A 21,649-nucleotide genomic window follows, 5' to 3' on the forward strand; every position below is an offset into this window, starting at 1 on the left:
AGCGTCTTATTATCAAGCCAAACCTAAACCGCTCATGATCAAAAACTATTTAAAGGTTGCACTGAGAAACCTTCTTAAGAGCAAGGTCTTTGTAGCTATCAATATTGTTGGACTTGGACTTGCATTGGCCTGCTGTATCGTTGCTTACCTCAATTCAAAATTCAACTGGGATTTTGATAAACATCATGTGAACGTCGATCACATTTACAAAATTCACAACCTTAGAGAAAGCCAGGGGGAGTTAAGAGAATATGGGCGTATACCCATGCCCATGGCTGATGCCATCAAAAATGATATTGCCGGCATCGACAAAGTTTTCAGGTTTGAAAGCCATGCCTTTACAGCAAGAGACGTAACCCTCGACAAGGTTTTTCATACAAGTGTTTCCTATGCTGATCCTGGTTTTTTAGAATCTTTCACATTTCCATTGATAGAAGGAGACCCCTCGGCTTACCATAAACTAGAACAAGCAGTTGTTACCCGGGACTATGCCCGTAAGTTTTATGGTGATGAAAGCCCTGTTGGAAAGGTACTGACCGTATTTGATGATACGGGCATGAGCTTCAACTTCGTCATTGGGGGAGTAGTCCAAAGAGCTCCACAAAATACATCAGTCCATTTTGAGGTTTTATTGTCATTTGAGAACCGCTTTCGGATGTACGACGATCAGGTCAAAGGCAATTGGGCAGCCCTGGCTCAGAATACCTTCCTTTATTTTAAGGATCCAGCAAAGGCGAAAGATGTTGAGCCATTATTAGATAAGTACCTATCGGTCCAAAATGAGGCCAGACCTGACTTCCTGATAGCAAAGTACAAGCTTTCCCCGATGAATAACCATGCGCACATTTCCCGGGATATCCGATGGGACAACCTTCAAAACGCCATGCCGAAAGCAGCGATCCTCACTCCTCAAATCATGGCTATTCTAATCCTTCTGGTAGCTTGTTTTAATTTCACCAATACGGCCATCGCCACTTCCAACAGGAGGTTAAAGGAGATCGGTATAAGAAAGGTCATGGGCGGAAGCAGGAGACAATTGATATTGCAGTTCATGGCCGAAAACCTTACCGTGTGCTTCCTGGCGGTTTTAATGTCAGTGGCTATTGCACATTATTTGGTGCCAGCATACAGTGCCATGTGGGAAGAGATGGACTTCGAACTCAGTTTTACCGAAGATTTTCAAATCTATCTTTTTCTTATAGTAATGCTCATTATTACCACATTATTAGCAGGTTTATACCCTGCTCTTTACATCAGCAAATATGAGCCGGTACGTATTCTCAGAGGAAGTTTGAGCATTGGCGGAGCCGGAAGACTTACCAAGATCCTTCTAGGGCTGCAATACACCTTTACTGTCATTGCCATATTCGCAAGCATTGCTTTTATACAAAATGCCAGGTATCAGAATACGCTGGACATGGGGTACAACAGGCAGCAAATTATTGGGGTGAGCATACTAAACGAAAACCAGTATCATAAAGCCAGAGCTGCCATGCAATCCAATCCCAATATTTTACAGATTTCCAGCGCAAAAAACCATATTGGAAGAGGCGATTACGGTCTAACTGTTAACAGCGAAGACACTGAATTGGAAGTGAATATGCTGGATGTTGGCAACGATTACATTGAAACAATGGGACTTAAGATCGTTGATGGGCGATCATTTTCAAAAGAACTGGAAGCCACAGATAGCCAGCATTCGATGCTGATTAATGAAAAAATGGCAGAGGCATTTGGTTGGACTAACCCTGTTGGAAAAAGAATTGCCATTAATGACACCACCAAATTAACTGTGGTTGGCGTGGTGAAAAACTTCTATATGTATGGTTTTTGGGCACCAATAGAACCAGTGGGCATGCGCCTCAAAAGTCTGAAATTTGAAGATGATGGAACTTACAGCTACATGATTGCTCGCACGGATTTAGATAATGTCAGAGAGGTGTATGATTATTTAGAGAAAGACTGGAATGCCAACGTTCCAAACAAAGTGTTTGCTGGCTTTTTTCAGGATGACTTGTTAAGAGAAGCCAGAGAAGTAAACGGCAATATTATTATGATCTTCAGTTTCCTGGGGACTGTTGCCTTTATTTTGTCGTGTCTGGGATTGTTTACACTGGTTTCTATTAACCTGATCAAAAGGATAAAAGAGATTGGCGTCCGAAAAGTGCTGGGAGGTAGTTTGGGGCATATTATTTACCTCATCAACAAAGAATATTTTATTCTACTGGCTATTTCCAGCTGTTTAGGTGTTGGACTTGGTTACTATCTGATTGATTCAATGATAGCCTCTATTTTCAGCTATTATAAATCCATGGATGCTCTGACATTCAGCATTCCAGCCATTACGATCATTGTTGTATCCTTGTCAATCGCCAGCTTGAGAACCATCAGATCCGCCCAGGTTAACCCTGCACATTCTTTAAGATATGAATAACAGGGATCATAGGAACTTCAAAAGGGTTAAACTACTTTTAGATAAAGACTTAGGCCATGGCATACGACGAATATCTGGGAGAGCGGATCTCTAACATACTCAAGACCAAAAAAGCCAATTTTTCATCGAAACCTATGATGGGAGGCCTATGCTTCCTGGTGGATGACAAGATGCTTTGTGGAATTCATACGGATAAAAAATTAGGACATTCCCTGTTGATGGCCAGAATTGGTGAGGCATCCTATGAAAAGCAATTGGAGAAAGAAGTTTGCCTGCCGATGGATTTTACCGGAAGACCGATGAAAGGATACATTTTTGTCACACCCGATGGCTTTGACATGGAAGCAGACCTTGAATACTGGATAGATCAATGCCTGTTATTCAACCCAGACGCCAAAGCCTCCAAAAAAAGAAAGAATGCCTGAAATCAATGCTTAATCTTCCTTTAATATACTGACGGGTCCCAATAATCCTGACCTGATTAAAGGACGACCTTCCAACAAATAAGGTGCTCTGGGTGTAAAAGTTACCCGCTCCTCCTCAGGTAATTCCTGATCACCTATGAGTCGATTTTGCCAGGTATTGGTCACTTCAACAATCAAGTCATTTATACCCGCTTTTAGAGCATCAGTGATTTCCACTTGATATGGCGGAGTCCATGCGATGGCGCATTGCACTCCATTTACTTTAACCTCTGCGATATTGCCTACTTCCCCGAGATTCAGCCAGTACCTCGCATCCCCTTTCTTCTTATCAAATTCGAAGGTTGTTTGATAAGTAGCCGTCCCCGAAAAATACCTGATATCAAAAATCTCATGCTCGGTCCAACTGATCAAACGATCAAAGTCAAAAACTCCTTTTGGCCCAAAATCAGCAGTATCAAATTGCACCTGCCAGCTTTCCTGAAGTTGCATGACCTCGGTAAAATCCTTCCAGTTTTTTCCTTTAGACCGGGTTGGTTCTCCTGCCTTACTGAAAATCAGGAATAGCGACCCGTTTGGCTCTAACCTCAGCGGTAGCTCAATCCGACCTTCAATCACTTTCCAATCCCGAGCTTCAATGAGCTCATCCACCACAGGATCATAGATTTCAGGTTGATATCCCTCCAAATTCACCGAAGCGTAAATTTCCCTAACCTCTTCTGTTTGATTAGAAAGAAAGTACAGATCAAAGCCCTTATCCTTTCGGTGAGTCCATGAGATTTCCTCAACCTGCTTCCCGTTTTGATCCATCGCCACAAAGTCCCGATTTATACCAATAGGCTCAAGACTGGCAATATCAAATTTTCCTGTAAGCACCTTACCCTGCCCCAGGGCCTTCATTTTTAAGGAACCTCCCAATTGGCTGAATTTCCCACCAAAAATCTGGTTCATGACCGCATCGAGTTCCTTATCTGAACCTTTCAAGCCTAAAGTTTGGTCCATCTCCCCCTGAAAATAAACCGTTGCCCCTTCCTCTATGAGTTTCAATAATTTACTCGCCACGGCCACACTCATTCGTTGGCCCTCAGGATTCATCAAAGTATTTTGTGGAATCACCAGTATCCCGTAGCCTGAACCTTCCGCAAAAACCACTCTACCCTTTTCTATATGAGCCAAAGTCATTAACGCATGCGGATTAAATGAATCATACTGATAACCATTCAGCGGATCAACCCAGGGAAAATTTACCGCCATATTGGCTGTGAGCGTTACATTAGCTGGCTGCTTCATCGTGGGTGTCCCTTCATTCCTTAGCCGAGTGCTTTCTCTTTCCCTCAGTTCCTGATCATAAAGTCCGGGTAAGATCCTTACCAAACGATCTGGCAACATAGAGCGCCTTGGAAGCTCTTCTCCGATAAAAACCGCAATATCACGGACCGGGATGCCATTTTGCAGCAAAGCCTGGCATCTGGTCGCATAGTCCACCATTGCTCTCCCTGGTTTCCACCATGTCTGATCTCTTTGAAAATAAAGCCCTACTCCATTCAAAGTCATTCCCGGCTTCCGATCCATCCAGGGATTATGCGCAAAGACATGATAGACAAACCTGTTGATCCCCAGGGTATACTGATAATCTCCCAGCGCCTTCAGGCTAGCCGGATGCTCATCCCAATCCATTCTTAACTGGGTAAATGCTTCAGCAGGAATAATCTTTTTCCCATAGATATGCCCGCCTGAAATGGCATCCAGCATGTCATTTGGTTTATCGTGTGTAGGACTTCTAAGCCAAAATTCCCCTATCGGTAAATCCACCTCTGCAAAATGTCTTACCCCATCACTGAGCATGGTTGGCGAAACATTTTCAGCGCTAAACTGAACCCCATTGTTATGAGCCAATTCAGACAATGTTTGGTAGAAGTTCTCAATATACAGCTCCGAAATGGTTTCCCTAAAATCATACAAAAAACGTTCAGAAACCTCGGGAGACTCCAATGGAATTCCAGCTAAAACGGGTAGGTATGGAGTGATTTCATAACCCCGTCTGGTCAGAAATTCCTCAGCAAAGGTGCTGCTCCAGTTTTGGCTGCCGCACTCCCAGCTATCCACATGAAACCTAGTGATTACCTCTCTGGCTAATTCCGAACCTGCCTTTTGCTGTATGGCCCCAAACCAATTTTTGAATTGAAGCGCCACCGCTTCTTTACTGAATTTATCACATTCCAGTCCTAGACCTCCTCCCCCGGTATAGTTCGTATGACCGGTAGAAGTATGCCCCATTCTGAGCACTGTCCAACTCCCATCAGGAACGTTCCAGTTCAAAACACCATTTTCATCCAGGGAATCTGTAAGTAGAATAACCTGGTTTTGACTGGTGCACAGAGATTTTGGTATTTGGCTCTCACTAGTTCGGTCACTGATCCTCCACACCAATCCGGACTTACCTTCAATTTGGTGGATTTTAGGGCTATTCATTAATTCAATATTCTGAACAACCAATTTGGCTTTCCATTTACCTGCATCCAGGTCTTCTGATCCCGGTTCGGTACCTTCAGGATTATAAGCAAATCGAAAATACCTGGCAGTGGTAGGAGGTACAGAAAACGTAGAGCCTTCATCCCAGTTTTGCCACCCCTGCCTTGCGGGTTTCATTTGTGCGACTGTATCAAATTGTTCACCGTCCTGACTGGCAAGCATGGTCAGCCTTTGCCATTGAAGGTTGGAAGAGGGCCCGGTGGGACGTACTGATCGACAGGTAAATGGATCATCAAATTCGAATTGGATCCATACAGGATCATCAGATTTAAACTTCTCTTCCGTTTGATCTATTCCAAGAAAAGCTACATTCTCAGCATTTTCACTTATTACAGAAGGGTTTAGGTTAAAAGAAGATACCGGTTCACCACCCAAATTCGGAATAGCTATAATAGCTATGTCCCGATAGTAACCTTCGATTGTTGGAGGTTGAGGAAGCGTATCATTGAACTGCTTCCCGCCATTCACAACAGTTTCGGACCAAACCAACTTTTGCATGGACTGTTCAGGTTTAATCCAGGGACCACCAGCTACCGCAAACCCATCTGAGGCATGAATGCCTAATTCAAGCCCTAAACGACCTGCCTCCTTTATGGCATGCTCCACCATCCCCCACCATTCAGGACTTAGCTGAAGGGCTGTGGGCTCATACACCGGTGGGTCCAGTTCTCCAAGTATAGGCATCATGTAAGCCCCGGCCAGACCAGCTTCTTTCATAGCTTCCAAATCCGCGGTAATACCCTCTTTAGAGACACTGGCATACATCCAGTACCAGAAGACCCATGGCTGATCATCATTCGTATCAAAATGGACTTTCCCCACTTCAGTTGTCGCTGGGGAATCGCACCGGAAAGTGAATAAAATAAGAAATGCAACAAACAGATTACTAAGGCTGAAGTTACTTGGGTTCAAATGTCGTTCGTCTTTTGAATGAGTGTCAAAGTTACAATTGCCTGGGTACAATCGTTTTCCTATTAGGGACTAATTCAAAATCAAATTCGTTATTTTAATAGATCGAAATTCAAAAATGATGAATTCACTGGTTGATTTTTTCAGCGACACACCCCTTTGGTTTCGGTTAACCATGCTATTAGGAGGGATTGCCTTCTTTTGGATCATTGAGATGATAATACCATTATTCACCATCCCTTATCGAAAAATCCGTCACGCCGGATTGAACTTATTTTTCAATGGCACTACAGCTTTAATCAACCTGGGACTGGCGAGCTTACTGGTTGGATCTTCTGTTTTCGTGACCAATCATGAGATCGGAGTGCTCTATCTTTTTGAAGCGCCATTGTGGGTAAAAACCATATTGTGTGTGCTCCTGATGGACTTAATTGGGGCCTGGTTTATCCATTGGCTGGAACATCAAATAAAATGGATGTGGCTTTTCCATCTAATCCACCATACAGATACCCATGTGGATGTCACCACAGGACTTAGACACCACCCAGGCGAGAGCATCTTCAGAATGTCATTTACGATACTGGGAGTAATAATCACAGGTGCTCCGATATGGATGCTTATGATTTACCAGTCTTTATCAGCCTTATTTACCCATTTCAACCATGCCAACATTAGTTTGCCAGATAAATTAGACCGGTTGCTTTCATGGGTCTTTGTTACTCCCAACATGCACAAGGTACATCATCATTACACCCAGCCACTTACAGACACAAATTATGGAAACATGTTTTCCATTTGGGACCGCGTTTTCGGCACCTTCGCTCAGGTCGAAGATTCAAGAGACTTGATTTACGGGATAGATACCCACACCAAACCATCGGAAAATGATAATTTGGGAAACTTATTGGCTATTCCCTTCCAAAAATATCGACCTCCAACCGGCAAATTCGTTAAGGAAGAAAAAAAAGAAAATTGAAAGAAATAATCACCTGTCTGTCGCTCATCCTCAGCCTCTCGTGTGCTTTGGCACAGGAGGTGAAAATTGTTCCCGTTGTACTTAAAGACAAGTCAATCGAGCTCTACATTCATAATCAAACATTTCAGGGACAATCGGTTCTGTTGGATTGTGAATTAAAAGGGATGACTTCCACTGAAAAATTACCTATCACTAAATTTCTGGAGGTAGGAGAAAAAGTGCTCTTTACAACGCTCGCCCCTAAAGACATTTATAAACCATTTGGATACGGTACATCCATACTGTACGTAGAGGGAGATGTCCAGGCCAAACATGACGATAACTATGTTTACCTGCTACCTTACCCAAAAGGAACATCATATAACATAGACCAGGGCTATCTGGGGAATAAAACGCATGAAAACCTCTATGCTCTGGATTTCAATATGGATGTTGGGGCTGAAATCACGGCGATCAGAGATGGCATCGTAACCAAGGTTATTGAGCGATATGATAAGGGTTGTCCGGACGAAAGCTGTGAACAATACAACAACCTTGTACTCGTAACCCATGAAGACGGAAGCATTGCCAACTATGCTCATCTCAAAAAAAACGGGGCAATAGTTAAAGTTGGTGACCGGGTGAAGGCAGGCGACCTAATCGGCCTCAGTGGGGCAACAGGATGGGCCTCGGGGCCTCACCTTCATTTGGAAGTTTACACTGCTTCATGGGATGGGAAAATAACACTCCCTGTCAACTATTACCTGGACGAGAAAACCACAGGAGAACCACAAGTTAATCAGGTCTACGCTCAGAAAAGGCTGAAATAAAAAAAGGAGACATGTGGTTCACGCCTCCGTAATCATTTAAGCTGGAACGAAAGTATATTAATTGAGAGAGGGTTGATACAATTGAAGCGCCCTCAATACCTCTTGATAAAGTAAATTTTCAGGAGCATTGTGCGCATTTTGACTGACGAAGAAGAAACATTCCTTAACGAATTTTTCCTTTTCAATTTTCGATTTAAAAGAGATCACATCATGATCATCCCATTCGCTCAGAATCTCCATAATCTCTTCATTCGAAGCTCCTAATTGTTGACCTGTGTAAAGTAATCCCTCTTCATAGCGTGAAGTATCACCAACTAAAGTTGCCAGTGTACATAATTGTCGAGTTACTGCTTTGTCCAGATCGTTGAATATCATAAGTGTCAAATTCAATCAAAAAATTATATAAAAGATCATTTAAAAGCAAACGTTTGCAACCTTCATTTCTCTTCATGTCAATAATTGCCAAGCGGGTCCATAACTTTGTCGCCATGAATACAGACCGGCTCCTGAGACATCTTGCTTTACTAACTGTTGGGCTACTCTACGGGGCCAATTTTGCTATCGCCAAAATCTCGGTTCCCGATCACATTGGACCCTTTGCATTAATTTTTATTCGAGTGGTGGTTGCCACTCTTTTTTTCTGGATGATCTCTCGAAACATCAGGGAAAAGATCAACTGGAAGGTTGACGGAAGGCGTCTGGTCTTATGTGCTATTCTCGGGGTAGGCATTAACATGCTCTTTTTCTTTAAAGGCTTAAGTCTCACATCGGCCATTCATGCCAGCCTGATCATGACCCTCACCCCCACTATTGTATTTACCATGTCAGTTATTCTTATTGGGGAAAAAATTACTCCGTTAAAGGTGAGTGGACTTCTGATTGGCCTGGTAGGTGCATCAATAATCATCTACCAACCGAAAGGTGTCCCTATCACAGGAGACTGGTTGGGAGACCTTATGATTTTTCTAAATGCAGTGAGTTATGGCAGCTATTTGGTACTGGTCAAGCCACTACTCAATAAATACCACCCCATTACGATCATCAAGTGGGCTTTTACGCTTGGGAATTTTATTGTAATCCCGGTAGGGTTTTCCCAATTCATGACGACAGACTGGTCATCTTTTGATACTACAATTTGGTTTAGCATCAGTTATGTTGTTGTTGGGGTAACCATCATTGCTTACCTGGTCAATATTTGGGCCATGCAAAAAACAAGTCCCTCCACCATCGGGGTATACATCTATGTTCAACCCGTATTTGCCGTTCTTGTAGCTACATTATTTTTTGAAGAGCTGTTCACCTTGAAACATTTAATTGCCTCAATCCTGGTATTTATTGGTGTTGGGATGGTTGTCAATCGTGAGAAGATTAGACCATAAAAAAGCAGCAACCGCTACTACCCGATTGCTGCCCAATATAATATGAAGAGAATTCTACTATCAGACTGTTACGCGGACCACGATTTGTAGTTTTCCAATTAACAGACTTTAACAATCTAATACAGGGTTTAACTCCAAAAATGTGCCAACATGCTAAATAGGTCTCAATTATGCCAATTGATTGAGAAAAACGGCTTTGCGCTGTACACCAGCGAACAATAAGTGTTCACTAATGGTAAAACCTTCTGGTTTAGAAGGTATTGACGAACTGTGTGAAGTAAAACAGGGGCATAGACCATAACTTTTCCTGGTACCGGCTACGAAAAAATCCAAAATGCCCGATTTTATTCAAACCAATGTCCTGAGGGCGAATGTGCTGGTAAGAAGTCTTTGCGTTGCCATACTTCCGCATCAAGGCCTGAACGGATTCACCAGGAGCAAAGTCCCGGTCATCGGACAAACTGACAAAGTGAATCGGTATATTCAGATCATGGTATTTTTCATCTGATTCAGGATCGGACAGCCTGATCCCGTTTTTATTCGTACCCCATGTTCGCCACTCCTTAACTGCCCCTTTGGTCAGTGAACATCTTCCTCTGATCGCGTAACCAGGGAGAAACCCATAAACTGTGGTGAGCACCGGAACAAAAAAATACCAAAAACCCAAAGCTCTCAATTTCGAAAAACCTGTCCAATAACTAAAATGGGGATCCTGTGAAGCTACAAAGTAAGCTGCCGAGATTCTTTTTCTGCTTTCTGCGAGCGGGAAGATCTGCCCAGCCACACTATGACCAAGCAGAAAAATCTGATCATATTTATCAGAGGCCCAGGCAATAACCGCATCAAGATCATATTTACCCCAGTCGGATAAACAGGATTCTTCTGTCACAACCGGCTTTTCCACAGACTCACCCGTTTCGCGATAATCAAAAGTGACAACGTCAAAATCTGAACCTGAAGCCGCATATTGGGCAAACTTGGTATAATAAGATTGAAGAACCCCTTCTGCTGACGCAATGATAATCAGATGTTTCACATCATAATTTCCCTGATAAAGACATGCCCCCACATGGTGTCCGTCACTTGCTGTCAACCGAAAAATTCTGCTCTCTACGTGCATTCGTAGCTCTTAAATCTTAATAGGGTAGGTTGTCGCAAAACTATAGTAATAGTTTAAATTCAGAAACCATTTGGCAATCAGCCCAATTGAAATACTTTTGCAGCGAAAGAAAATTATCATCGATGAGTGTTCTAGTAAATAAAAATTCCAAAATAATCGTTCAGGGTTTCACTGGATCAGAAGGTACTTTCCATGCCTCACAGATGATCGAGTATGGTAGCAACGTAGTAGGCGGAGTAACTCCGGGGAAAGGCGGCCAAACTCACCTGGACAAACCTGTATTTAATACAGTAAAAGAAGCAGTAGAGGCTGTAGGAGCTGATACAACAATCATTTTTGTACCACCAGCATTTGCGGCTGATGCCATTATGGAAGCAGCCGATGCAGGGATTAAAGTGATCATTACTATCACTGAAGGTATTCCGGTAAAAGACATGATGGTTGCAAAGCCATATGCAAAGTCAAAAGGGGCTACCTTGATAGGCCCTAATTGCCCTGGAGTTATCACTCCTGAAGAGGCTAAAGTTGGGATCATGCCAGGTTTCGTCTTCAAAAAAGGAAATGTGGGTATTGTATCAAAGTCAGGAACTTTGACCTATGAAGCTGCCGATCAGGTAGTAAAAGCAGGTCTTGGTATCACAACAGCTATCGGTATTGGTGGAGATCCAATCATTGGTACATCTACCAAAGAAGCCGTACAACTTCTGATGAATGACCCTGAAACTGAAGCAATCGTAATGATTGGTGAAATCGGTGGTAACTATGAAGCAGAGGCCGCCAGATGGGTTAAAGAAAACGGCAACAAGAAACCAGTCGTTGGTTTCATTGCCGGGCAAACAGCCCCTCCGGGAAGAAGAATGGGACACGCCGGAGCAATCATCGGTGGAGCAGATGATACTGCGGAAGCAAAAATGAAGATCATGGCTGAAAATGGTATTCATGTTGTGAAATCACCAGCAGATATTGGTGAAACCATCAAAAAAGCGTTGGCTTAAGAAGTCATCTGAAAATAATAAAGTGGAACCCCGGAAGAACATTTCGGGGTTTTTTCGTTTTATATTTTTGTGTAGATCGTTATTTCATGAAGCATTCTGTATTAATTCTTTTCCTCTCCATTTCGATTTCTTTTGTCTCCTGTAAAAAGGAAAATGATAAAATCAGTGCTACGGAAGTTAATGAATGGATCTACAGCGAAATGACCGATTGGTATTATTGGACCGATTTCCTGCCCTCAGATCCTGATTATGCGTTATCTGCCCCGGCATTTTACAACGCTCTTCTTTATGAAGCAGATCGGTTTTCATTTTACTACGAAGACTATGAAACATTGATTAATCTACTCAATGGTGTAAGTCTGGAATCGGGTTTTGAATATCAGCTTTACAAAGACTCAGATAACCCGGGAAAAGTATACGGTGTGATCCTCTATATCAAACAAGGTTCACCTGCGGATCAGGCCGGACTCAAACGAGGTGACCTGTTCCGACAAGTTAATGGGACGGATATTACAGAATCCAATTTTTCCTCCATTCGGGAGGCCATGTCGGCTCCTTATACCCTATCCTATGAGCGATATAATTTTCAAAACCAGACCTTTGACAAACAACCAGACCTTGACCTCACACCAATTCAATTTGCTGAAAACCCATTCCTCTTAGATACAATTCTGGATATCAGTGGAAATAAGGTGGGATACCTGGTGTATACCTTTTTCTCACCGGGAGCCACAGAGACGTCCTCAGAATATACTGATCAAATGGATCAAATATTTCAGAATTATCAGGCCGCAGGGCTCTCCCACATCATTGTAGACCTGAGATTTAACAGTGGCGGAAGCGAGCGTTCTATACGCAACCTGGCGAGCTACCTTGTTCCGTCAGCTTACACAGAAAGGTTTGTGATGAAAAAGCAGTATAATCAAGAAGTTCAAGATTACATCCTCAATGAGCCAAGCCTGGGTACGGATTATCTCCAAATTCAATTTTCCAATAAATCAGCTAATATCGGAGATCAGGTTTCGGGCAATGGCATTACGTTTATTACCGCTGATCATACCGCTTCAGCAAGTGAGGCCTTAATGAATTCACTCAAACCATTTCAAACGATCCATGTAGTCGGAGATACCACAGTCGGAAAAGACGTAGGCTCAATTACAATATATGATGAAAACCATAGCAATAACCGAATTGGCCTGCAGCCCATAATTGTTAAAATCGTCAATGACCTTGAAGAAGATTATCCGAACGGGTTTACACCAGAAGTCCCAATAGAGGATCGCTTTAAAGTTCTCTATCCATTAGGCAGTATGGATGAGCCACTTTTGCAAGCCGCGATTGATAATATTTTTGGTGTGAGTGCTCGACAGGCTAAATTCGAAATGAGCACGGATCAACCTTTACGATCTAGCATTCCAAATCGATCGTTAAAGGTGCTATCGCCATAACATGATTTGTAATTTTTTTTAATTTTCTAAAAAAAATCATGACTCATTAAGCCATTTCTCCCCTTTTTTAGAAATGAAGAATTCACCGTTATCAATAAATTCATGTCTAAAAGAAAATGTTTCTATTCAGTATTGGGATTTTTTCTATTTACCTGTACTGCTTTTCACTCACTACTCGCCCAGAATTCTCTTGACAGTCTAGGGATCAAGCTCTCCAAATACATCTCCACCACAATGCCTGAAAAGGCCTATATAGTTACTGACAAGCCTTACTATGCATTGGGAGACACCATTTGGTTCGAGAGTTTTTTGGTCAATGCCTTTAACCATCAGCCAATTACATTCAGTAATACGTTGTATGTTGAACTCATATCTCCTGAGGGGGAGGTGATCTCAAAGAAAACACTCTTTTGCAATGAGGGCTCATCTCCAGGAGAGTTTCCCGTATCTGTTAAGCAGAAACCAGGCACCTACATGATTAGGGCGTACACCAACTGGATGCTCAACTTTCCTGAAGAATACCTGTTTAAGAAAAAAATTAATATCTACGACATATGGCCTGACAATGAACCCTTAAATGTGGAGAATTCAGGTTCTCTAACCACTGTTGCAAGTTCTGTAAAAGAATCACAGGTAATTAATCTCGGGTTCTTTCCTGAAGGAGGGCAACTAGTCGCGGGACACCCCTCCATGGTTGGAGTAAAGTCAACGAATGATTCTGGACAGGAAATCAGTGTTAAGGGAAAGATCGTCAACCGAAATAACCCTGAAGCAGTTGTTAAATTTGAAACTAATGAAGAGGGGATTGGAACTTTGTTTCTTTTTGACCCATCAGCCGAATATGTAGTCGAACTTGAGTCTCCAGCAGCCAATGTCAAATATGAGTTCCCAAAAGCGCAAACCAACAGCTACAATATTCAATTGATCAACCATCCCGCCGCTCCGGTTTTGCGCCTTTCAATTCGTACCGATATAGCTGGCGGACTTGAAGGTGGGTACCTAATCGGACATACAAGAGGACAAATTTTTACCTCTTTCAAGCTTCAGGGAACAGGACCCGTCAATCAAAAAATGGTTGCCATCCCTAAAAAGATAATGCCCACGGGCATTGCCCATTTCACCTTTTTCAGCCGATCAGGAAGGCCTGAAGCAGAGAGAATTGTTTTTATAAATCATGATGATCAAATCCAGGAAGCAAAAATCAATGCACAGCCAATGGCCCTGGGAAAAAGAGAAAAAGTTGATCTGGAGATATCCCTGCCTGATACAACGGCAGCAACCCTCACACTGTCGGTCACTAACAATAAAGTCATCTCCAGAACAGATAATGATGACTATTTAGCAACTTATTTACTCATTGGTTCGGACATACCAGGCAATGTAAATATACCTATAAGCTACGTGACAAAAAGTGCAGGCATAAACCCACGTGAGCTTGATGCCATTATGCTTACTCACGGGTGGAGAAGGTTTGATTGGGACAAAGTAATAGCAAGCGATACTTCCCAAATAAAAATGAGGGCTGAGCAAGGAATCACCCTTTCAGGAAGCCTAAAAAATAATTTAATGAGAGACAAGATAGAAACGGGCTATGTGCAGCTTACCACCTTGCCGTTGGAGGATAACACCTCCTCCTCACCAGGCTTTTTCGATACACATACCGATGATCAGGGAAGGTTCGTCTTCAACAACAATTACCATTACGATAGTGTAAAATATGTCCTGAAATCAAAAAGGAAGATTACAGACAGGCTGTATCGATACTATATCGAGATGGACACCAACCTTCCTCCCATGACCGATAAAGTTCCACAGGACACATCTGGTAATGAAGAGGTAATTGCTGGCTTTATTCAGAAAAGCAACAAAAATTTTGTGATCGAGCAGTCATATGGTGACGATGTAACTGTACTGGAGGCAGTTACGATTGAAGCCGTGAATAATAAATATCAATCTGCAGTAGGAGGTCGATACGGATCACCCGAATATCGTCTCATACCGGATTCTGTTGAAACCGCTCCAAATTACCTGATTGATCTGGTTTATCGAATGCCCAGTGTTCAGTTAACTGCAGGAAAGGAATTTACCATACGCAGTAAGGCCCCGCAGATCTATGTTGATGGTAATTTGATTGAAAGCTCCTTTGCTATGAATGTTTTGCAATCAACCTTGGTAAGGGATGTCTATTTCATTGATATGGATCGAAGTGGTTCAACCAATGTTTTCGGATTACCGGCATTGTATATCTACTTAAAAAACACCAATAGTATCACAACCCCTGAATCCGAAATTGAGGAGTTGGGGCTGCGGTACGTAATTCATACAGGATACGATAAGGCACGTGTTTTTTACACTCCGGATTATGGTAATCAGGACATTGTCAAACCAGATTACAGACTCCAATTATGTTGGAAGCCTGAACTTAAGACAGCAGAAGGCAAAGCAACGGCCAGTTTTTATGTAGGAGATGATATAACCTCTTACGATGTGGTCGTGGAAGGCCTAAGTAAAACCGGTAAAATCATAATGGGTAAAACACAGATACAAGTTGGAAGGCGGATTTCCGGCCAATAGACCTCCAACTGTGTATGTCTTCATCACAATAACAGATTCAAAATTGTTGGTAAACTAAAATTTACATATTACGTTTGCCATCTCAAATCGGTAAACGATCGATTTATTAAGAAGCGCTGAGAGACAGGCTCTATGACGCGCTAGCAACCCCCACCCCAAAAAGGGAAGGTGCTAATGCCTGAATGATAAATTGACAATTATGAAAATTAGAAAAAACGTAACGCCATTTGCTGGCTCATGTAGCCCAATCACATTGTTCTATCACGTACTGACCAGTGACGGTTATTGTATGTGTGGCCTTTAATCACCTTTGACCCATTCAGGATTTTGTGGTCAAATGAGAGCGACCATCTTACGCTCACCTTACAATCCATCATTAACAATTACACAAAATTAAAAGCCATTAACAATGTCACAGGAATTAAGATTTGAAACACTGCAACTACATGCAGGACAAGAAATAGATGAAACGACCCGCTCCAGAGCGGTGCCGATTTACCAAACAACATCTTATACTTTCAGAGATTCTGAGCACGGTGCCAACCTGTTTGGGTTAAAAGAATTCGGAAATATTTATACCCGCATCATGAACCCAACCACCGATGTGTTTGAAAAACGCATCGCGGCGTTGGAAGGGGGTGTGGCTGCTGTAGCGGTAGCTTCGGGCCAGGCTGCCCAATTCATAGCACTCAATAATATTCTTCAGGCGGGAGAAAATTTTATCTCCACCTCGCATTTGTATGGTGGAACCTATAATCAGTTTAAGGTTGCTTTTAAAAGGCTTGGGGTCGAAACGAGGTTTGCACCAAATGACGATCCTGAGTCTTTCGAAGCGCTGATCGACGAAAAAACAAGGGCAATCTACCTGGAAACCATTGGTAATCCTGAATTCAATATTCCGGATTTTGAAGCCATTGCAGCGGTTGCTCAACGTCACGATATTCCGTTGATCGTGGATAACACCTTCGGTGCAGGCGGGTACCTATTTCAGCCATTGAAGCATGGCGCAAACATTGTAACCGCTTCTGCAACCAAGTGGATCGGAGGACATGGAACCTCCGTTGGAGGAGTCATCGTGGACGGTGGTAATTTCAACTGGGGTAATGGAAAATTTACGCAATTCACAGAACCCGCTGAAGGCTATCACGGGTTGGTTTTTTGGGATGTCTTTGGAGAGAACAACCCTCTCGGTTTGCCCAACATTGCATTTGCAATAAGAGCACGGGTAGAGGGACTGAGAGACTTCGGACCGGCTTTGAGCCCATTTAATTCCTTCCTGCTATTGCAGGGATTGGAAACGCTTTCACTTAGAGTACAAAAATCTATTGACAACGCCCTGAAACTGGCTTATTGGTTAGATGAACATCCGTTGGTGAAAAAAGTAAATTATCCCGGATTGGAGACCAATAAGTACCATTGCCTGGCCAACAAGTATTTGAAACATGGTTTTGGTGCGGTCCTTTCTTTTGAGCTAAGAGGCGAAAAAGATCAAACCACCGAGTTTGTGGATAGCCTAGAATTGATTAGTCACCTGGCCAATGTGGGCGATGCAAAAACCTTGATTATCCAGCCCTCAGCTACGACTCACCAGCAATTATCTGAGGACGAGCAGTTGGCAACCGGTGTATCCCCTAACTTACTTCGCGTATCAGTAGGGATAGAACACATTGATGATATAGTAGCAGATTTCGAACAAGCTTTTGAAAAAATATATGCAGACGATACAGTCACCATCTAAAATAGCGGAGCCAAAACCTCATCTATTGAAGGTAAAACAGTCACTATTTCTGGAGTGCGGTGAAGCACTCCAGAATGTTAAAATTCGCTATACCACCTACGGCAAGCTCAACAAAACGAAAACCAATGCTGTATGGGTATTCCATGCTTTGACTGCCAATAGCAACCCGATGGAATGGTGGCCCGGGATTGTTGGAGAAGGGTGCGTGATAAACCCTCAGGATCATTTTATCATCTGCGCCAACATGTTGGGTTCATGCTACGGCACTACCGGCCCTTCAAATCGACAGTTTCCTTTGGTGACCATTAAAGACATGGTCAAGTTGCACCAGATTCTGATCAAAGAGCTTGGTATAACTAAGATCCACCTTGGACTTGGAGGTTCTATGGGCGGACAGCAACTGCTTGAGTGGGCTGTTCAGGAACCGGAGCTTTTCGAAAATATTGCTCCAATGGCAACCAATGCCGTACACTCTCCATGGGGTATCGCTTTTAATGAAGCACAGAGAATGGCGTTGGAAAATATTGACCCTTCCAAAGGTCTGGAAGCGGCTAGAGCCATTGCTATGCTCTCCTACCGACATTATAACACCTTCCAGAATACCCAGGAGGATGTAGATCACAGGTGGGAGGATTTCTCTGCTTCTTCTTATCTCAACTACCAGGGAGAAAAGTTGAGAAAGCGGTTTTCTGCGGACAGCTATTATACTCTTTCTAAAGCAATGGATAGTCATAATGTGGGCAGACATTACGGATCGATACAAGCGGCCTTGAAAAGAATCCAATCAAAGGCATTAGTAATTGGGGTAGATTCTGATATACTTTTCCCTCCACATGAGCAGGAATTAATTGCCAACGAAATTCCAAATGCAACTTTTGCACAAATCACGTCCAATTACGGTCATGATGGATTTTTGGTTGAAGCACCTCAAATCGGCCAGTTGTTAAAGGAGTTTTTAAGGGAACAATAACCAAACATGTTTTTATATTTAGGGTTTGCATTTAAACAAGATCTATGTACCCTAAATCCAGACTAGCAATCATTTTTACGTTCGCGGCATTGATCATTCTGATAGTACAATGCCAACCGCAGGAAAAGGAAAAAGACTATACCGAGGAGGAGACTACTTTCACCACCTACTGCTCAGGATGTCACGGAGGTCAAATGCAGGCCTTTGTAGACAGGAACTGGAAATTTGGAAATAGCAAAGAGGAACTGATCAACACCATTACCAATGGTAATGTAGAGGCAGGCATGCCCACTTTCGGGGCCTCATTTACTCCTGAGCAAATTGCCGGCCTCGCTGATTACATAAGATATGGAATAGAAAACGTTGAGGCATATAAGTTTCAGGACGTAGCACTGGAATCAGACACCTTCAAAACAGCACAATTTTCATTTCACCTGGATACTGTATTCACCGGAGGGGAAATTCCATGGGGCATGGATTTCTTTCCTGACGGGGCCATGATTGTTACCGATCGTTCGGGAACCATCTTTCATGTAGGAACTGACGGAAAGATCACAGAAGTATCCGGAGGACCACAGGTATTGAACGATGGTCAAGGTGGTTTACTGGATGTGATCATTGATCCGAACTATGCCGAAAACGGCTGGATCTATATGTCCTATTCAGATTTTGAACCCATTGAGGGGGAAAGAGATCCTGCAGGTACCGCGGTCGATCGCATGAAACTTTCCGATAGCCTGACCATCTATGACCGTGAAACCATTTTCAAAGCAGCCCCTTATTCAGGCACCCGTCATCATTATGGAAGTCGTTTAGAATTTGATAATCAGGGGTATTTGTATGTCACTGTTGGAGATAGAGGGGCCAGAGACCAAAACCCACAATCATTAGCCAGCCATTGTGGTAAGGTGCATAGAATCAATCCTGATGGTAGCATTCCGGAAAGCAATCCATTTATTGGTCAGGATAGCGCTGTCGCTAGCATCTATTCATACGGCCATAGAAACCCTCAGGGAATGGATCTCAATCCGGAAACAGGCAAGATATGGACCCACGAACATGGGCCCAGGGGAGGGGATGAAATCAACGAAATCTCATCCGGCCTGAATTATGGCTGGCCGATCATCTCTTACGGCCTCAACTATAATGGCACCACTTTTACCAACTTGCTAGCGAAAGAAGGAATGGAACAACCGAACCTTTATTGGGTTCCGTCTATCGCTCCAAGTGGCTTAGCTTTTGTTACAGGAGAGCGGTATCCGGGCTGGAAAGGTCACCTGCTAGCTGGATCGCTTCGTTTCAAATACCTCAACCTTTGTTATTTGGATGGAAATCAGATTACTAAGGAAGAGCGACTGATGGAAAATATCGGCAGGGTAAGGAATGTGAAAATGGGGCCGGAAGATTTTATTTATGTGTCCGTTGAAAATCCAGGATATATATTCAAATTGATCCCGATCTCAGATTAAAGACCGTTATTGATTTGCTTCGCCAAAACACGAAGATCAGTAAGAGTGGCCTCTAAACCCATAGGGGCTTTTCCATATTCAAAAGTCACTTTTTTAGTTCGATTGTCGATGGTCATTTCGATCCATTCAGCGCCACCATCAGCACAGTCCGGACAACCAATGACGGGTTCAGAGGCTAGAAATTTTTCTTTGTCAACTGAGGCCAACAGCTCCTGGTAGGCATCTTTATCAAAATTTATAGTCGTAGATTTAGCGTCCACATCTTCGTGCCAACCATACTTGGTGAAGTAAACCCATTCGGCACTTACCTCCATGTCGGAAAGGCAATACCCAATACACTGACCGAACGAGGTTCCATACCTTATAGTCTGAACCTCCTCCTGTGTAAGACTCTCTTCCGAGTTGCATGCCGAAAGAGCAATCAAAATCAAGAGCGGCAAAATTCGATTCATGATGCTTGGGCTATACCTATTTGACACATTAAACCATCAAATAGTTTAATCTGTTCTAAATATTATTCAAAAATCTAACTGTCGAGTCAATTTTCTGAATCTGATGAAGTGCAATAATGCTGCCATACTTAATCCTGTAAGCAACCCATACCACACTCCATCCACGCCAAGCTCATATATAAAGCCTAAAAAATAGGCCATGGGTATGGCGATCACCCAATAAGAAATGAAGGTCACAAGAGTCGGTATTTTCACATCCGTCAGCCCTCTTAAGATGCCGAGCCCAACTGCCTGAATACCATCAGAGATTTGAAATCCCGCGGCAATGATCAACAACCCGGCCGCAATTGTTTCAACCTGGTAGTCATCAATGTAAAGCGAAACCAACTCGTGTCTGAATAGAATAAAGAGCAAACCACAGGTTCCCATAAATCCCGCAACAGTTAAGAGCAGAGAATACCCTGCAACCTGTAGGTCATGCTTATTTTTCAATCCCATCTGATTTCCGATACGTATCGTGCCTGCAGCTCCAAGACCAGACGCAACCATGTAGGTGACGGCCGCCATATTGATTGCTATCAGATGCGCCGCCTGAGACTCTGCATTGATCCAGCCAATCATGATGGCTGAAGTAGCGAAGGCGCCAATCTCAAAGACGTATTGCATTCCTGATGGCACGCCGATTCGAAACATTCTCTTTATTATCAGCCAGTCAAACTTCCATTGGAAATGTCTCATCCTATTCCGCTTCCCCAGGTGCATAGCCATGGCCATAATCACTCTTGATATCAAAGTGGCATATCCCGCTCCCAATAAGCCCAGCGCGGGAAAACCCCATACACCATAGATCAGAATATAATTCAAAAAGACATTCAGCAAATTAGCCGCGATAGACACAATCATCGGATAAAATGTATCACTCAAACCTTCGGAGTATTGCCTCAACGCCTGAAAATACATCATGGGGATAAGTGAAATGGTCATCACGATCAGGTAGGGCTGAGCCATTTGAGCTACCGCCTCTTCCTGACCAAAGTAATCCAGAAACTGTGCAGCCAATAGCCCAACACCTGTTAGTGCTAAAGCGGTTAGGATGCTCATGAAAACCCCATTTTGTAAATATTTCGCCAGCAGGTTCTTTTCATTGCTATCTGTAGCCGCGACTAGGGGCGTAACCGCAAAACTGACTCCCATTCCGAATACCATCAAGACATGATAGAATGTACTTCCAAAAGTCGCAGCTGCTAATGGGATTACTCCTACCCGCCCCACCATCATTGTATCAGCCACACCTACCATGATGTGCCCCAGCTGACTGATAACTACAGGAAATGCCAGTATAATGTTTCTTCTAAAATGCTCTTTTATAGAAAGGTTCATGAATTGGTCGATGTAGCGATATGGCACTTAGGATACGAACGC

At 43.1% G+C, this 21,649-nt stretch carries 16 protein-coding genes and 1 riboswitch; of the genes, 11 read left to right on the forward strand and 5 right to left on the reverse strand.

What is annotated here, in order from left to right:
* Nucleotides 1-34 precede the first annotated feature (34 nt).
* Nucleotides 35-2,434: an FtsX-like permease family protein gene (locus NXR94_RS14725; RefSeq protein WP_258105423.1), complete on the forward strand. Its 2,400-nt coding sequence runs from the start codon at nucleotides 35-37 to the stop codon at nucleotides 2,432-2,434.
* 56 nt (nucleotides 2,435-2,490) lie between these two features.
* On the forward strand, nucleotides 2,491-2,859 hold the full coding sequence (locus NXR94_RS14730) for a TfoX/Sxy family protein (protein ID WP_258105424.1): 369 nt from the start codon (nucleotides 2,491-2,493) through the stop codon (nucleotides 2,857-2,859).
* 9 nt (nucleotides 2,860-2,868) lie between these two features.
* Here NXR94_RS14730 and NXR94_RS14735 read toward each other — a convergent pair whose 3' ends face one another.
* Nucleotides 2,869-6,210, reverse strand: a complete 3,342-nt coding sequence (locus NXR94_RS14735; protein ID WP_258105425.1) for a glycosyl hydrolase — start codon at nucleotides 6,208-6,210, stop codon at nucleotides 2,869-2,871.
* Nucleotides 6,211-6,415: 205 nt separating this feature from the next.
* Here NXR94_RS14735 and NXR94_RS14740 point away from each other — a divergent pair, with 205 nt between their 5' ends.
* Entirely contained in the window at nucleotides 6,416-7,273 is an 858-nt protein-coding gene (locus NXR94_RS14740; protein ID WP_308706275.1) for a sterol desaturase family protein, read from the forward strand.
* Nucleotides 7,270-8,082 carry a M23 family metallopeptidase gene (locus NXR94_RS14745; RefSeq protein WP_308706276.1) on the forward strand — a complete coding sequence of 271 codons (813 nt, stop codon included), beginning with the start codon at nucleotides 7,270-7,272 and terminating at the stop codon, nucleotides 8,080-8,082. The genes NXR94_RS14740 and NXR94_RS14745 overlap by 4 nt, the downstream gene beginning before the upstream one ends.
* Before the next feature lie 57 nt (nucleotides 8,083-8,139).
* Here the strand turns inward: NXR94_RS14745 and NXR94_RS14750 are convergent, their stop codons facing one another.
* Nucleotides 8,140-8,457 (reverse strand): hypothetical protein, encoded by a 318-nt coding sequence (locus NXR94_RS14750; RefSeq protein ID WP_258105426.1) that lies wholly within the window; start codon nucleotides 8,455-8,457, stop codon nucleotides 8,140-8,142.
* A gap of 113 nt (nucleotides 8,458-8,570) precedes the next feature.
* On the opposite strand from NXR94_RS14750, the gene NXR94_RS14755 reads away from it, so the two are divergent.
* Complete coding sequence (locus tag NXR94_RS14755) at nucleotides 8,571-9,461, forward strand: DMT family transporter (RefSeq protein ID WP_258105427.1); 891 nt, start codon at nucleotides 8,571-8,573, stop codon at nucleotides 9,459-9,461.
* 250 nt (nucleotides 9,462-9,711) lie between these two features.
* On the opposite strand, the gene NXR94_RS14760 is transcribed toward NXR94_RS14755, so the two are convergent.
* Nucleotides 9,712-10,581 (reverse strand): hypothetical protein, encoded by an 870-nt coding sequence (locus NXR94_RS14760; RefSeq protein WP_258105428.1) that lies wholly within the window; start codon nucleotides 10,579-10,581, stop codon nucleotides 9,712-9,714.
* A 122-nt stretch (nucleotides 10,582-10,703) separates the two neighbouring features.
* Between NXR94_RS14760 and sucD the strand changes: the two genes are divergently transcribed.
* From sucD to NXR94_RS14790, 6 genes are all read left to right on the forward strand, one after another.
* Nucleotides 10,704-11,576 (forward strand): succinate--CoA ligase subunit alpha, encoded by an 873-nt coding sequence (gene sucD, locus NXR94_RS14765; protein ID WP_258105429.1) that lies wholly within the window; start codon nucleotides 10,704-10,706, stop codon nucleotides 11,574-11,576.
* An 86-nt stretch (nucleotides 11,577-11,662) separates the two neighbouring features.
* Complete coding sequence (locus tag NXR94_RS14770; protein WP_258105430.1) at nucleotides 11,663-13,024, forward strand: S41 family peptidase; 1,362 nt, start codon at nucleotides 11,663-11,665, stop codon at nucleotides 13,022-13,024.
* Between the two features lie 102 nt (nucleotides 13,025-13,126).
* Complete coding sequence (locus NXR94_RS14775) at nucleotides 13,127-15,598, forward strand: hypothetical protein (protein WP_258105431.1); 2,472 nt, start codon at nucleotides 13,127-13,129, stop codon at nucleotides 15,596-15,598.
* Between the two features lie 100 nt (nucleotides 15,599-15,698).
* Nucleotides 15,699-15,790, forward strand: a riboswitch (SAM riboswitch).
* A 217-nt stretch (nucleotides 15,791-16,007) separates the two neighbouring features.
* The gene (locus tag NXR94_RS14780) at nucleotides 16,008-17,336 is read left to right on the forward strand and encodes an O-acetylhomoserine aminocarboxypropyltransferase/cysteine synthase family protein (protein ID WP_258105432.1); all 1,329 of its coding nucleotides are present in this window, start codon (nucleotides 16,008-16,010) and stop codon (nucleotides 17,334-17,336) included.
* 25 nt (nucleotides 17,337-17,361) lie between these two features.
* Nucleotides 17,362-18,306 carry a homoserine O-acetyltransferase gene (gene metX / locus NXR94_RS14785; RefSeq protein WP_258105433.1) on the forward strand — a complete coding sequence of 315 codons (945 nt, stop codon included), beginning with the start codon at nucleotides 17,362-17,364 and terminating at the stop codon, nucleotides 18,304-18,306.
* Between the two features lie 44 nt (nucleotides 18,307-18,350).
* Entirely contained in the window at nucleotides 18,351-19,775 is a 1,425-nt protein-coding gene (locus tag NXR94_RS14790; protein ID WP_258105434.1) for a PQQ-dependent sugar dehydrogenase, read from the forward strand.
* On the opposite strand, the gene NXR94_RS14795 is transcribed toward NXR94_RS14790, so the two are convergent.
* Nucleotides 19,772-20,227 (reverse strand): hypothetical protein, encoded by a 456-nt coding sequence (locus tag NXR94_RS14795; RefSeq protein ID WP_258105435.1) that lies wholly within the window; start codon nucleotides 20,225-20,227, stop codon nucleotides 19,772-19,774. The two genes, NXR94_RS14790 and NXR94_RS14795, sit on opposite strands and share 4 nt — an antisense overlap.
* A 66-nt stretch (nucleotides 20,228-20,293) precedes the next feature.
* Entirely contained in the window at nucleotides 20,294-21,607 is a 1,314-nt protein-coding gene (locus tag NXR94_RS14800) for an MATE family efflux transporter (RefSeq protein WP_258105436.1), read from the reverse strand.
* Nucleotides 21,608-21,649 lie beyond the last annotated feature (42 nt).

It is taken from the genome of Marinoscillum sp. MHG1-6 (genome assembly GCF_024714475.1).
Classification (GTDB): Bacteria; Bacteroidota; Bacteroidia; order Cytophagales; family Cyclobacteriaceae; genus JAMZMI01.

Excerpts from the sequence above, each read along its gene's own strand:
- NXR94_RS14775 (WP_258105431.1), top strand. The coding sequence starts at position 13,127 with ATGTCTAAAAGAAAATGTTTCTATTCAGTATTGGGATTTTTTCTATTT.
- NXR94_RS14790 (WP_258105434.1), top strand. The coding sequence starts at position 18,351 with ATGTACCCTAAATCCAGACTAGCAATCATTTTTACGTTCGCGGCATTG.
- sucD (WP_258105429.1), top strand. The coding sequence starts at position 10,704 with ATGAGTGTTCTAGTAAATAAAAATTCCAAAATAATCGTTCAGGGTTTC.
- NXR94_RS14760 (WP_258105428.1), bottom strand. The coding sequence starts at position 10,581 with ATGCACGTAGAGAGCAGAATTTTTCGGTTGACAGCAAGTGACGGACAC.
- NXR94_RS14730 (WP_258105424.1), top strand. The coding sequence starts at position 2,491 with ATGGCATACGACGAATATCTGGGAGAGCGGATCTCTAACATACTCAAG.
- NXR94_RS14740 (WP_308706275.1), top strand. The coding sequence starts at position 6,416 with ATGATGAATTCACTGGTTGATTTTTTCAGCGACACACCCCTTTGGTTT.
- NXR94_RS14755 (WP_258105427.1), top strand. The coding sequence starts at position 8,571 with ATGAATACAGACCGGCTCCTGAGACATCTTGCTTTACTAACTGTTGGG.
- NXR94_RS14780 (WP_258105432.1), top strand. The coding sequence starts at position 16,008 with ATGTCACAGGAATTAAGATTTGAAACACTGCAACTACATGCAGGACAA.
- NXR94_RS14770 (WP_258105430.1), top strand. The coding sequence starts at position 11,663 with ATGAAGCATTCTGTATTAATTCTTTTCCTCTCCATTTCGATTTCTTTT.
- NXR94_RS14725 (WP_258105423.1), top strand. The coding sequence starts at position 35 with ATGATCAAAAACTATTTAAAGGTTGCACTGAGAAACCTTCTTAAGAGC.
- NXR94_RS14795 (WP_258105435.1), bottom strand. The coding sequence starts at position 20,227 with ATGAATCGAATTTTGCCGCTCTTGATTTTGATTGCTCTTTCGGCATGC.
- NXR94_RS14800 (WP_258105436.1), bottom strand. The coding sequence starts at position 21,607 with ATGAACCTTTCTATAAAAGAGCATTTTAGAAGAAACATTATACTGGCA.
- NXR94_RS14750 (WP_258105426.1), bottom strand. The coding sequence starts at position 8,457 with ATGATATTCAACGATCTGGACAAAGCAGTAACTCGACAATTATGTACA.